12 protein-coding genes are annotated in these 13,404 nt (G+C 62.8%); 2 read left to right on the forward strand and 10 right to left on the reverse strand.

Features of this window, described 5'->3' with window-relative positions; translation table 11 throughout:
- The 5 genes from ftsZ to aqpZ form a co-directional block, all read right to left on the reverse strand.
- A partial coding sequence (ftsZ, locus tag MOV76_RS34595) for a cell division protein FtsZ (RefSeq protein WP_247266229.1) occupies positions 1-1,430 on the reverse strand: 1,430 nt, incomplete at its 3' end.
- A 55-nt stretch (positions 1,431-1,485) separates the two neighbouring features.
- Entirely contained in the window at positions 1,486-2,817 is a 1,332-nt protein-coding gene (gene ftsA / locus MOV76_RS34600; RefSeq protein ID WP_003561012.1) for a cell division protein FtsA, read from the reverse strand.
- On the reverse strand, positions 2,814-3,746 hold the full coding sequence (locus tag MOV76_RS34605; protein WP_018242854.1) for a cell division protein FtsQ/DivIB: 933 nt from the start codon (positions 3,744-3,746) through the stop codon (positions 2,814-2,816). The genes ftsA and MOV76_RS34605 overlap by 4 nt, the downstream gene beginning before the upstream one ends.
- Positions 3,734-4,660 (reverse strand): D-alanine--D-alanine ligase, encoded by a 927-nt coding sequence (locus tag MOV76_RS34610; RefSeq protein WP_247266230.1) that lies wholly within the window; start codon positions 4,658-4,660, stop codon positions 3,734-3,736. Before MOV76_RS34610 ends, MOV76_RS34605 begins: the two co-directional genes overlap by 13 nt.
- Before the next feature lie 273 nt (positions 4,661-4,933).
- Positions 4,934-5,644 carry an aquaporin Z gene (gene aqpZ, locus MOV76_RS34615; protein WP_258719881.1) on the reverse strand — a complete coding sequence of 237 codons (711 nt, stop codon included), beginning with the start codon at positions 5,642-5,644 and terminating at the stop codon, positions 4,934-4,936.
- Positions 5,645-5,839: 195 nt separating this feature from the next.
- Here aqpZ and MOV76_RS34620 point away from each other — a divergent pair, with 195 nt between their 5' ends.
- Both MOV76_RS34620 and MOV76_RS34625 read left to right on the forward strand, forming a co-directional pair.
- A complete protein-coding gene (locus MOV76_RS34620; protein WP_026188470.1) occupies positions 5,840-7,153 on the forward strand; it encodes an MFS transporter in 1,314 nt (437 codons plus the stop codon).
- Positions 7,154-7,267: 114 nt separating this feature from the next.
- Positions 7,268-8,197: an SDR family oxidoreductase gene (locus tag MOV76_RS34625; protein WP_247266231.1), complete on the forward strand. Its 930-nt coding sequence runs from the start codon at positions 7,268-7,270 to the stop codon at positions 8,195-8,197.
- A 3-nt stretch (positions 8,198-8,200) separates the two neighbouring features.
- Here the strand turns inward: MOV76_RS34625 and murB are convergent, their stop codons facing one another.
- The 5 genes from murB to MOV76_RS34650 all read right to left on the reverse strand — a co-directional run.
- The gene (gene murB, locus MOV76_RS34630; protein ID WP_018242859.1) at positions 8,201-9,175 is read right to left on the reverse strand and encodes a UDP-N-acetylmuramate dehydrogenase; all 975 of its coding nucleotides are present in this window, start codon (positions 9,173-9,175) and stop codon (positions 8,201-8,203) included.
- Complete coding sequence (gene murC, locus MOV76_RS34635) at positions 9,172-10,587, reverse strand: UDP-N-acetylmuramate--L-alanine ligase (protein WP_018446549.1); 1,416 nt, start codon at positions 10,585-10,587, stop codon at positions 9,172-9,174. Before murC ends, murB begins: the two co-directional genes overlap by 4 nt.
- On the reverse strand, positions 10,584-11,708 hold the full coding sequence (gene murG, locus MOV76_RS34640) for an undecaprenyldiphospho-muramoylpentapeptide beta-N-acetylglucosaminyltransferase (protein ID WP_130652769.1): 1,125 nt from the start codon (positions 11,706-11,708) through the stop codon (positions 10,584-10,586). Before murG ends, murC begins: the two co-directional genes overlap by 4 nt.
- A 6-nt stretch (positions 11,709-11,714) precedes the next feature.
- A complete protein-coding gene (gene ftsW, locus MOV76_RS34645) occupies positions 11,715-12,869 on the reverse strand; it encodes a putative lipid II flippase FtsW (protein ID WP_113542715.1) in 1,155 nt (384 codons plus the stop codon).
- A gap of 1 nt (position 12,870) precedes the next feature.
- Positions 12,871-13,404, reverse strand: a 534-nt coding sequence (locus tag MOV76_RS34650) for a glutamate ligase domain-containing protein (RefSeq protein WP_309506731.1), incomplete at its 5' end; no start/stop codon positions are given.

Consider the following 13,404-nt stretch of genomic DNA (forward strand, 5'->3'; position numbering starts at 1 on the left):
CGGTGGTCGAGTTCGGCCTGGACGACCGGCGGGAAATCCTCGACCTTCGGCATGCGCACCGGTTCGGGCGCCTGGCGGATGGTCGGCTCCTGCCGGACCGGCTGCTGCTGAACCGGCTGGCTTATGACAGGCTGGCTCATGACGGGCGCCGGAGCCTGCTGCTGCACCGGGGCCGGACGCATTGCCGGAGCTTCCGGTGCAGGCGCGAAGATCTTGCTCTGCGGACGGAAGGTTTCCTGCTGTACTACGGGCTGCTGCAGCGGTGCGGCAGCACGCGGGGCCGGAATTTCGAGCTCGCGTTCCATCTCGGCTTCGCGGATGGTCTGCGCGATCGGATCCATGGCCTTCGGTGCCTGCATCACGGGGGCAGGCTGAACTGCGGCCGCTGCCGGAGCAACAGCCGCGGAGGGACGGATAGCGGGCCTTGCTGCCGGCTGGAGGTTCCGCTCGGCGGCTTCGTTCATCGCCCGGTCGATGCCGGTTGCGACGACCGAGACACGGATGATGCCTTCGAGCGATTCGTCGAAGGTGGCGCCGAGGATGATGTTGGCGTCAGGATCGACTTCCTCGCGGATGCGGGTCGCGGCTTCGTCGACTTCGAAGAGGGTGAGGTCGCGACCGCCGGTGATGGAGATCAGCAGGCCTTGGGCGCCCTTCATCGAGGTTTCGTCGAGCAGCGGGTTGGCAATCGCAGCCTCTGCTGCCTGCAGCGCTCGGCCGGAGCCTGAGGCTTCGCCGGTGCCCATCATCGCGCGGCCCATTTCGCGCATCACCGAGCGGACGTCGGCGAAGTCGAGGTTGATCAGGCCTTCCTTAACCATCAGGTCGGTGATGCAGGCAACGCCCGAATAGAGAACCTGGTCGGCCATGGCGAAGGCATCAGCGAAGGTCGTCTTGTCGTTGGCAATGCGGAAGAGGTTCTGGTTCGGAATGACGATCAGCGTATCGACAGACTTCTGCAGTTCCTGGATGCCCATCTCGGCCAGACGCATGCGGCGCCCGCCTTCGAAATGGAACGGCTTGGTGACGACGCCGACCGTCAGGATGCCCTTGTTGCGGGCCGCCTGCGCGACAACGGGAGCAGCGCCCGTGCCCGTGCCGCCGCCCATGCCGGCGGTGACGAAGCACATATGCGTGCCGTTCAGGTGATCGACGATCTCGTCGATGCACTCCTCGGCGGCCGCGCGGCCGACTTCCGGCTGCGAGCCGGCACCGAGGCCCTCGGTGACGTTGACGCCGAGCTGGATGATGCGCTCAGCCTTCGTCATCGTCAGCGCCTGCGCATCCGTGTTGGCGACGACGAAGTCGACGCCCTGGAGGCCGGCGGTGATCATGTTGTTGACGGCATTGCCGCCACCGCCGCCAACGCCGAACACGGTGATGCGCGGCTTCAGCTCTGTGATGTCAGGCTTTTGCAGCTTGATGGTCATGGTACCTGTTCCTTCTCTCTCTGGCCGCATCGCCACGCCGGCCAATTACTCAATTTCAGAAACTTTCCTTCAGCCACTGGCCCATGCGGGCTATACGGCTGTTATTTCCTCCAAGCGACATGAGCAGACCGCTCTGTGACGCATGTGTCTCCATGTCCGCGACCTGCGGATAAATCATCAGGCCGACGGCCGTCGAAAAGGCCGGACCCTTGGCAGCCGTCGGCAGCCCCGAGACGCCCATCGGACGGCCGATGCGGACGTTGCGGGCAAGGATGCGCCGCGCCACGTCGGCAAGGCCGGTCAACTGGCTCGCCCCGCCGGTCAGCACGACACGCTTGCCGACGATCGGGCTGAAGCCTGAGCGCTGGATACGGTCGCGTATCAGTTCCATCGTCTCCTCGATTCGCGCCGATACGATGCGCGAAACCAGTGCCCGCGGCACCTGCGACGGCTGGTCGCGATCGTCCTCGCCGATCGGCGGGATCGAGATCAGCTCGCGCTCGTCGGAGGAATTCGAAAGCGCCGAGGCATGCACGACCTTCAGCCGCTCCGCATCCTCGATGCGGGTCGAAAGGCCGCGCGCCAGGTCGGTGGTGACGTGATGGCCGCCGAGGCCGACGGCGTCCGTATGAACGAGCTTGCCCTCGGCAAAGACCGAGATCGTCGTCGTGCCGCCGCCCATGTCGATCGCCGCGCAGCCGAGTTCGACCTCGTCGTCGACGAGAGCTGCAAGACCCGATGCATAGGGCGTGGCGACGATGCCCTCGACCGACAGATGCGCACGATTGACGCTGAGTTCGAGGTTCTTCAGCGCCGAGCGCTCCGCCGTCACCACATGCATGTCGACGCCGAGCGCATCGCCATACATCGCCAGCGGATCGCGGATGCCGCGCTCGCCGTCGAGCGAGAAGCCGGTCGCCAGCGAATGCAGCACCGAACGGTCCTGGCGCAGCGACTGCTGGCAAGCGGCCGACAGCACCTTCTTCAGATCATTGAGCTCTACTTCCTGGCCGCCGAGATCGATCGTCGCGGTGTAGATGTCGCTGCCGAGCCGGCCAGCCGTCAGGTTGACGATCAGGCTCTCGACGGTCAGTCCCGCCATGCGCTCCGCCGCGTCGACTGCAAGGCGGATGACGCCTTCCAGCGCGTCGAGATCGGCAATCACGCCGGTCTTGATGCCGCGGGAACGCTGGTGGCCGATGCCGATGATCTCGATATTGTGCGTGCGACCCGGCAGGATCTGGCTTTCCTCGCGCGGCGTCAGCCGGCCGATCATGCAGACGACTTTGGTCGAGCCGATGTCGAGCACCGAAACGACATGTGACCGCTTCGACGAAAGCGGCTTCAGGCGCGGTAATCCGAAATGGGATGAACCGAACAAGCTCATATATTCTGCCCCGCCTTCTTCAATTCTTTCGTACGCTCCGTCACTGCCGTCTGCCTGCGGACCGCCGCCTCCGGCGTCAGCTGGATGGCGGTTCTGTCGGACAGTCGGAGATCGACTGCGGCAATGTCCCGCTCCAGGAGTTGGTGCTCCTTGTCGAACTTCGAAAGCGTCGCCAGTGCCTGGTCGATGCCATCTTCCGGCAGCTTGACGACGACGCCATTGTCCATGTGCAGGTCCCAGCGACGGCCTGATATCCAGACATAGGCCTTCACGCGGGCCTTCACGTCGGGCCACTTCGAGAAAGCGTCGTCGAGCGAAGCCGCTGCCGTTTCGGCATCGCGGCCGACGACGAGCGGCAGCGCCGAAAACTTGTTGTCGCGCAGCGGCGCAATGACGCTGCCGTTCTTCTCGATCAGGGAAAGCTCCTGCCCGTGCTGCCAGATCGCATAGGCCTGGCGCTCCTTGAGCTTCACCTCGATCGTTTTCGGATAGATCTTGCGGACCTCGACACTTTCGACCCAGGGAAGATGCGCGATCTTCCGGCGGGCGGCATCGACGTCGAGGGCCACCAGCGAGGTCGTGCCGTCAAGGCCGATCAGCTGCAGGATCTCGATTTCGGAGGTCTCCGAATTGCCGGAGACCTTGACGTCCTCGATCGCAAAACCCGCCGCCGTCGTCGTCGCCTGCGCGACAGCTTCGGTGTGACCGCCAAGCGACATACCGTAAAACCCCGTCGCAGCCAGGAAGGCGAGCGCCGAGACCGTGCCCGTATGAACAGGAATATGGATACGGCCGCTGCAGAGGCTGATCAGGAAGCGCGTGACGCGGCGCAGTGGACGCGGCAGCACGAACCGCTCTTCGGCTTCCATGATCGGAAGCACGGCATGATGGCTGGGGCGCCCAATCCTCTTGACTGTCAACGCAAACAAGACGCGTCCTCCACCATCCACCGGAGAAACTGACCAAACGAATAGCCGGCATGACCGGCCATTTCGGGCACGAGCGAGGTTGGGGTCATACCTGGCTGGGTATTGACCTCCAGCCAGATGATTTCGCCGTCTTCGGAGAAACGATCGTCGTAACGAAAGTCCGACCGACTGACGCCGCGACAACCGATTGCCTGATGCGCCCTTAGGGACAATGTTTGTATTTTTTGGTAAATATTCGGTGAAATTTTCGCGGGGATGACGTGTTTTGAACCGCCCGCCGCATACTTGGAGTCGTAATCATAAAAATTGTGTCCCTGCGGCACCACTTCCGTGACGCCGAGCGGCGTTTCGCCCATGACACCGCAGGTGAGCTCGCGACCGTAAACATAGCGCTCGACGATCACCTCCTCGCCGTAACGCCACTCAGGCGAGCTGACGATCTGCGGCGGATGCGCCTGATCTTCCGTGACGATGACGACGCCGAAGCTCGACCCCTCGCGGACGGGCTTCACCACATAGGGCGGCCTCATCGGATGCGTCGAGGGAAAGGAGAAACGGTTGACCACCTGCGATTCGGCGACCGGAATGCCGGCGGCGGCAGCGACACGCTTCGCCTTGGCCTTGTCCATCGCCAGCGCCGAGGCAAGCACGCCCGAATGCGTATAAGGGATTTCGAGATATTCGAGGATGCCCTGAATGGTGCCGTCCTCGCCGAACGGGCCGTGAAGGGCATTGAAGACGACATCGGGTTTCAGCGCGGCAAGTTTCTCGGAAACGTCACGCGCCACGTCGATGCGCGTCACGTCGAAGCCTTCCGCCTCGAGGGCTTCTGCGCAAGCCTTTCCCGAGGAAAGGCTGACGGGCCTTTCCGAGGAAAATCCGCCCATCAGGACAGCGACATGCTTGCGACTCATCAACACCCCCAAAAATAACTTTCATTTTCGAAATCGACGCTTGCGCGAAGCTGTCTGCGCCGTTTCAGGCCTTTGTCCGACCTGGGTGCATTAGAGCATCATTATGGTTAATGAAGTGTTTACTTTCGTTAACTCCATGTTGCCGCGCCCATGATTTTTTAACCTTCGCGTCTTCGGGAGTGTCGGAGCGAAGGTGCCCATCGTTCTGTGGAAACAGAAATGCCCGCGCGGAAAAACCGCGCGGGCTCAATGGGATAGTTCGATGTCCTGTAGTCAGTCGGCGTCGTCGAGGAATTTCCAGACGAGTCCGCCAAGCGCCCCACCCGCAAGCGGCGCAATCCAGAACAGCCAGAGCTGCTGCAGCGCCCAGCCGCCGACGAAAAGCGCCTGGCCGGTGGAACGCGCCGGATTGACCGAGGTGTTCGTCACGGGGATAGAAACGAGATGGATCAGCGTCAGTCCGAGGCCGATCGCAAGCGGCGCGAAGCCGGCAGGCACCCGGCTGCTGGTCGATCCCAGGATGATGATCAGGAAGAACACGGTCAGCAGCACTTCGATCAGCAGCGCCGAAAGCAGTGAATAACCGCCCGGGGAATGATCGCCATATCCGTTGGCGGCAAAGCCGCCGAGTTCGAAACCCGCCTTGCCGCTGGCGATGAGATAAAGCAGCGCCGCGGCGGCGATGGCGCCGACAACCTGCGCGACGACATAGGGAACGAGGCGCGCCGCCGGAAACCGGCCGGCAACCGTAAGGCCAAGCGAGACGGCGGGATTGAAATGACCGCCTGAGATGCCGCCCACGGCATAGGCCATGGTGAGCACCGTCAGACCGAACGCAAAGGCCACGCCGACAAAACCGATCCCAAGCTCGGGATAGGCCGCGGCCAGCACGGCGCTGCCGCATCCGCCGAAGACCAGCCAGAACGTGCCGAGAAACTCGGCAACTAGACTCTTTTGCATACGCGCCTCCTTAACCTCAACCAAGAGTTTAAGTGAATCCGTTACAATTCGATTCCGGTCAAGCGCGCGGACATTGCCGCGGCAAGCTTCACGCAAGGATCGAGAAGTGGGTGGAGATGCGGTACCTGCGGCGCAAGGAGACGTTTTCTCAGGCCTGAAATTGCGTTAAGACCCGCCGGCCTCCCAAGGCGATTCATAAAAATACTGATTGGATTGAAAATGACAGACGCGATCTCCGCATCGCCGACTCCTGCCTCGAACAGCGCGCAAGTCAATTCCCCGGCTCGCGTCCTCATCGCCAGCCTTGTCGGCACCACCATCGAATTCTTTGACTTCTACGTCTATGCGACGGCAGCCGTCCTCGTCTTCCCGCATCTCTTCTTCCCGGCAAGCGATTCGAACGCCGCAACGCTGCAGTCGCTCGTCACTTTCTCGATCGCCTTCTTCGCCCGCCCCATCGGCGCCGTGGTGTTCGGTCATTTCGGCGATCGCATCGGCCGTAAGGCGACGCTCGTCGCCGCGCTGATGACGATGGGGCTTTCGACCGTCTTGATCGGCATGCTGCCAGGCTATGATGCGATCGGCATCGCCGCGCCGCTATTGCTGGCGCTTTGCCGCTTCGGTCAGGGCCTCGGCCTCGGCGGCGAATGGGGCGGCGCCGTCCTGCTTGCCACCGAAAACGCTCCTCCCGGCAAGCGCAGCTGGTACGCCATGTTCCCGCAGCTTGGCGCGCCGATCGGCTTCATCCTTTCCTCCGGCTTCTTCCTCATCCTGGCGGAAACGATGAGCAACGAGGATTTCCTCGACTATGGATGGCGCATTCCCTTCATCGCCAGCCTCGCCCTCGTCGCCGTCGGCCTCTATGTCCGCCTGAAGATTGCTGAGACGCCGGAATTCCGCAAAGCCGTCGAAAAGCACGAGCGCGTCGCCGTGCCGATCGAGGTGGTCTTCCGCGGTCATCTGCGCAGCCTGATCCTCGGCACCTTCATTGCCGTCGCGACCTTCGTGCTGTTCTACCTCATGACGGTCTTCACGCTCTCCTGGGGCACGACACCCTTGGAAAGGGGTGGGCTCGGTTATACGAGAGAACAGTTTCTGGTCGTCCAGCTTGTCGGCGTCGTCTTCTTCGGCCTGACGATCCCGCTCTCCGGCTGGCTCTCCGATCTCTATTCGCGCCGCACCATCCTGACGCTGACGACGATTGCCATCGCGATCTTCGGCTTCTTCTACGCGACGCTGTTGACCAGCGGTCTCACAGGCGCCTTCCTATGCTCGATCATCGGCCTCGCCTTGATGGGCTTCACCTACGGTCCGATCGGCGCTGCCCTTGCCGCGCCCTTCCCGACCATGGTGCGCTACACCGGCGCCTCGATGACCTTCAATCTGGGTGGCATCTTCGGCGCCTCGCTCGCTCCTTATATCGCCACCTGGCTCGCCACCCATTACAGCCTCGACTATGTCGGCTACTACCTCGCCGCCTCGGCGGTGATCTCGCTGGTCTGCATCCGGCTGTCGGGCCGCGAGGAAGTCTGAACCTCGAGTAGCAAGTCAACAACAAGCCGCGACGGCCACCGTCGCGGCTTTTTTATTGATGCCGTGAGCACTTCCGGTTAACCGGAACACTCACGGCAAAACGGGGAACAGATCATGCGATGCCTCATTACCGGCGCAGCCGGCTTTGTCGGTGGGCCTCTCGTCGAAAGACTGCATAGAGAGCGGATATGCGAGCTTGCGGTGACGACGCGATCTGCAACCGCCAGCTTCCCGACATCTGTGCGGCATTTCCCCATCGAGATAACAAGCGAAACCGATTGGGCGGCAGTTCTCGAGGGTGTTGATGTCATCGTCCATCTCGCCGCTCGTGTTCACATCATGAACGACCGCGCAGCCGATCCGCTTGCGGAATTTCGGCGGATCAACACCGCCGCCACCTTGAACCTCGCCGAGCAGGCCGCCCGCGCGGGCGTAAAAAGGTTCGTCTTCATCAGCAGCATCAAGGTCAACGGTGAGGAGAACGATCGGCCCTTCCGGCACGACGATACGCCAATGCCGATCGATCCCTATGGCATCTCGAAGCTGGAAACTGAAATCGGGCTGCGTGAAATCGCCGCCCGAACAGGCATGGAGGTCGTCGTCGTTCGCCCGCCGCTCGTCTATGGACCCGGTGCGAGGGGCAATTTTGCCCTGCTCGTCGGACTTGTCCGGAAGAGGATACCGCTCCCCTTCGCGTCGCTGAAGAACCGCCGAACACTGGTCGCGCTTCCAAATCTCGTCGATCTGATCATCACCGGGATGAAGCATCCCGGCGCAGCCGGCGAGACCTTTCTCGCAGGCGATGGAGAAGATCTTTCGACTCCAGGGCTTATTGAAGGGATTGCCGCAGGGCTGGGTGTCAAACCGATGCTGCTCCCCTTTCCCCCCGCCTTGTTGCAGATGGGCGCGAGAGTCACGGGAAAGGACGCCGTCTACCAACGTCTTTGTGGCTCCCTCCAGGTCGACATATCCCGTGCCCGCGACGTGCTTGGCTGGTCGCCCCTGGTCACGCCGCGCGAAGGCCTGAAGCTTGCGGTGAAGTAACCGTTACTCGCTCGTCACACCCTGAAACGGGTGCACCTCACGGCCGGGCATGAAGACGCCGAGACGTTTGATTTCCCATTCGAGCTTGATGCCGTCTTTTTCGAAGACCTCGCGGCGCACCTGTTCGCCGAGATATTCGAGGTCGTAGCCGGTCGCCTGCCCCATGTTGATCATGAAATTGCAGTGCAGCGACGACATCTGCGCTCCGCCGATGACGAGGCCGCGGCAGCCTGCCTCGTCGATCAGTTTCCAGGCCGAATGGCCGGCGGGGTTCTTGAAGGTCGACCCGCCGGTCTTTTCACGCACCGGCTGCACCGTCTCGCGATGATTGCGCACGGCGTCCATCTCGGCGCGGATCTGCGCGCGCTCTTCCGGATAGCCCTCGAACAGCACGGAGGTAAAGATCAGATCTGTCGATGCGGTCGAATGCCGGTAGGAATAGCCCATCTCGGCATTGGAAAGCACATGCTTGTCGCCCTTGCGGTCGACCGCATGGACTTCGATCAGCCGCTCGCGCGTCTCCACGCCATTGGCCCCGGCATTCATGCGCGCCGCGCCACCGATGCCACCGGGAATGCCGTAGAAGAAATGGAAGCCGCCGATGCCGTTGTCCATCGCCATCGCCGCCACATGTTTGTCAGGGCAGATGGCGCCGGCCAGGATGCGGTTTTCGCCGGCGAGCTCGACGAAGCCGAACCCCTTGGCCGACAGGCGCAGCACGACGCCGGGAATGCCGCCATCGCGCACCAGGATGTTGGAGCCGACGCCGACCACCGTCAGCGGCACCTCTTCCGGCAATATCTTCAGGAAGGCGATGAGATCGTCGATGTCATGCGGCTGGAACATCAGCTCGGCCAGGCCGCCGGCCCTGAACCAGGTGACGCGGTCCATCGGGGCATCCGGCGTGATACGGCCGCGGATATCCTTTACACCCTCTCCGAGAGACGCGAGAAGCTTTTCCCCATTCACCTGTTTCATACGGACTTTCCCGATAGGCCTTCCAGTTGCTTGGGCAGCGCCGCTGCCCAGGATGTGATGCTCCCAGCCCCCAACAGAACCACGAAATCGCCAGGCTTTGCAACCTCCGCGACCATCTGCGGCAAAAGCTCCGCCGAGGTGAGAAAGCGGGCGTCGCGATGGCCGCCGGATTTTATGCGCGAAACCAGCGACACGGAATCGATACCCTCGATCGGATCCTCCCCCGCTGCATAGACAGGTGCCAGGAAGATGCTGTCGGCATCGTTGAAGCAGGCGGCGAATTCCTCGAACAGGCTCGCAAGACGACTATAGCGGTGCGGCTGGTGGACCGCGATGATGCGCCCCTTGCAGGATTCGCGGGCAGCGCGCAGCACAGCCTTGATCTCGACGGGATGGTGACCGTAATCGTCGAAGATCTGCACCCCGTTCCATTCGCCGGTCAGCGTGAAGCGCCGCTTGACGCCGCCGAAGGAAGCAAGCCCCTTGGCGATATCGGCGCTCGATATGCCGAGCCGGTTGGCAACGGCAATCGCCGCCGTCGCGTTGGAGATATTATGCCGTCCGGGCATCGGCATGACCAGCCCCTTGAGCTCGATCACCTGGCCGGTGCGGCGGCGGCGGATTTCCACGTCGAAGATCGAGCGCGTGCCGTCGATGCGGACATTCTTGAAGCGCACGTCGGCCTGCGGGTTCTCGCCATAGGTGATGATCTTGCGGTCCTCGATGCGGCCGACCAGCGACTGCACCTCGGGATGGTCGAGGCACATGACGCCGAAGCCGTAAAACGGCACGTTCTCGACGAACTGCCGGAAGGCGGCGCGCACGGCGTCGAAATTGCCGTAATGGTCGAGATGTTCCGGGTCGATATTGGTGATGACGGCGACATCGGCCGGAAGCTTGAGGAAGGTGCCGTCGGATTCGTCGGCCTCGACCACCATCCACTCGCCCTCGCCCATGCGGGCGTTGGTGCCGTAGGCATTGATGATGCCGCCATTGATGACGGTCGGGTCGAGCCCACCGGCTTCGAGCAGTGTGGCGACCAGCGAGGTGGTCGTCGTCTTGCCATGCGTGCCGCCGATGGCGATCGCATTGCGGAAGCGCATCAACTCGGCCAGCATTTCGGCACGGCGCACCACCGGCAGCAGCTTTTCGCGCGCGGCGATGAGCTCCGGATTGCTCTTCTTGATCGCCGTCGAGACGACCACGACTTCGGCCTCGCCCAGGTTTTCGGCTCGGTGACCGACGAATACCTCGATGCCCTTGTCGCGCAGGCGCTGGACATTGGCACTGTCGGCCTGGTCCGATCCCTGCACCTTGTGGCCGAGATTGTGCAGCACCTCGGCAATACCGCTCATGCCGATGCCGCCAATGCCGATGAAATGGACGAGACCGATCGTCTTCGGCAGTTTCATGCGCGTGTCCTTTTGAATTCCGCAATTGTCCGTCCGGCGGCAATAGCCTCAACCATGTCGGCAAGCAAGTTTGCTGCGTCGGGTTTCCCGGCGAGTTTCGCTGCCGCCGCCATGTGCGAAAGCTTTTCCGGATCGTTCATGACAGCCGTCAGGATCGCCGCGATCTTCTCCGGCGAAAGCTCTGACTGGGCAATCACCTTCGCCCCGCCGGTCGCAGCGAGTGCCGCCGCATTCGCCGCCTGGTCGTGATCGAGAGCGTGCGGGTAAGGCACGAGCACGGCAGGCCGCCCGATGACGGAGATTTCCGAAACCGTCGAGGCGCCCGAACGGCAGATGACGAGATGCGCCCTCGCCAGCCTCTCGGCCATGTCGGTAAAGAAGGGTGCGATATCGGCCCCCATCTCCAGCTTGGCGACGCAGCCGCTGACCATCTCCATGTCCTCGGGACGCACCTGCTGGGTGATGCGCAGGCGCACGCGAAGCGCGTCGTCGAGCAGGCTGATCGCCGTCGGCAGCGCCTTGGAAAAATATTGCGCGCCCTGGCTGCCACCGAAGACGACGAGGTTGAAGGCCTCACCCGGATGCGATGGCGTATAAGGCACCTCGGCCGCGGCAATGATCGCCGGGCGGACCGGATTACCCGTCGTCACCGTCTTGTCTGGAAAGGCGGCACCGCCCTCCGGCAAGAAACCGCCGGCGATGGCCTGCACACGGGTTGCTAAGGCCTTGTTGGCTCGGCCCATCACGGCGTTCTGCTCGTGGATCATCGAGGGCACGCCGAGCCGCGTAGCGGCAAGCAGCGGCGGCACGGTGGGATAACCGCCGAAACCGACGACGATGACAGGTTGCAGCCGCTGGATCAGTTTCTTTGCGGCCCGCATGCCGCTCCAGAGCGTCCACAGCGAGCGGGCCACGGCAACCGGGTTCTTCGAGCCGATCGTCGCCGACGGCACGACATGGATCTCCTCGGCCGGGAACTTTCCGGCATAACGCTCGGCTCGGCTGTCCGTGACGAGATGCACCGAATAGCCGCGCTCCTTCAGCTTGAAGGCCAGCGCCTCCGCCGGGAACACATGGCCGCCGGTTCCCCCGGCGGCAAGCAGCACGATGCCTTTGCTCATGGTCTTCTACTCCGCCGGCATGCCGTGCGGGACGCGGAAGAGGCTCCGGTCCTGCGCGCGTTTTTCCGGTCGATGCCGCGTCAGCGCCAGGATGAAGCCGGCGGTGACGCAGATCGCCACCATGGACGAACCGCCATAGGAAATCAGCGGCAGCGTCATGCCCTTCGCCGGCAGCAGTTCGAGATTGACGCCGATATTGATGATCGACTGGATGCCCATCTGCAGCACGAGGCCGGCGACGGCGAAGCGATTGAAGTCGTTCCGCTCGCGATAGGCATGCGAGAGGCCGCGCAGCACCAGCACGGTAAACAGCGCAACGAGCGCCATGCAGAAGACGATCCCGAATTCTTCGGCAGCGACCGAGAAGATGAAGTCAGTATGCGCATCCGGGATGATGCGCTTGACGATACCCTCACCCGGTCCCTGGCCGAACCAGCTGCCGCGGATGATCGCCTCGCGCGCGGTGTCGATCTGGAAAGTATCACCCTCGCCGGTCATGAACTTGTCTATTCGGCCGGCGACGTGCGGGAAGACGTAATAGGCGCTGAGCAGGCCACCGGCGCCGCCGATACCGAGCAGCATGATCCAGATCCATGGCATGCCGGCCATGAAGAACATCCCGCCCCAGACGGCCGTGGTCAGGATGGTCTGGCCGAGGTCCGGCTGCGCGATAAGAAGTGCCGCAACGATGCCGAACAGGATGATCGCAAAGAGATTGCCGGGGATCTCCGGCTGGCGCGCATGTTCGGCAAACAGCCAGGCGCAGACCACGACGAAGGCGGGCTTCATGAATTCCGACGGCTGGATGGAAAGGCCGGCGATCCAGATCCAGCGCCTGCCACCCTTGACCTCCTGCCCGACGAACAGCACCAGCACCATCATGGCGACGGAGATGATCAGGATCAGGATCGCGGTTCGCCGCACCTGGCGCGGCGTCAGGAACGACAGCCCGAGCATGACGCCGATCGAGGGGATCATGAAGGCCGCATGGCGCTTGACGAAGTGGAAAGGCTCGAGCCCGATGCGTTCGGCAACCGCAGGAGATGCCGCAAACGACAGCATGAAGCCGATGCCCATCAGGAAGATGAACATCGCCAGGAAGAAGCGGTCGATGGTCCAGAACCAATCGGCCAGAGCCCCACGTTCCGCGCGACTTACCATGTCATTTCTCTCCTGTTGCCGGACCGATCAGCATCGCAATCCCATCAAGCGCTGCCACGTGGCCGACGAAGGCATCGCCCCTGACTTCGAAATTCTTATACTGGTCGAAGCTTGCGCAAGCCGGGGATAACATCACGGCCGAAGCACTGCTTTCGTCGCGATCGGCATCGGCTGCCGCATGCGCGACCGCGCGCTCCAGCGTACCCGAAATCTCGTAAGGCACGGCCTCGCCGAGCGTCGCTGCGAATTCCGCGGCCGCCTCGCCGATCAGATAGGCCTTGGCGATGCGCGGAAAATAGGGAGCGAGCGTCGTGATGCCGCCAGCCTTCGGCAGGCCGCCGGCGATCCAATAGATGCGATCATAGCTCGAAAGAGCGGGTGCTGCGGCATCGGCATTGGTCGCCTTGGAATCGTTGATGAAAACGACGCGGCCACGCTGTCCAACCGGCTGCATGCGGTGCTTGAGCCCGGGGAACGAGGCAAGGCCGGCGCGGATGTCGTCGGCGGAAACCCCGACGGCGAGGCAGGCGGCGAC

Source organism: Rhizobium sp. PRIMUS64 (assembly GCF_023006465.1).
Taxonomy (GTDB): domain Bacteria; phylum Pseudomonadota; class Alphaproteobacteria; order Rhizobiales; family Rhizobiaceae; genus Rhizobium; species Rhizobium leguminosarum.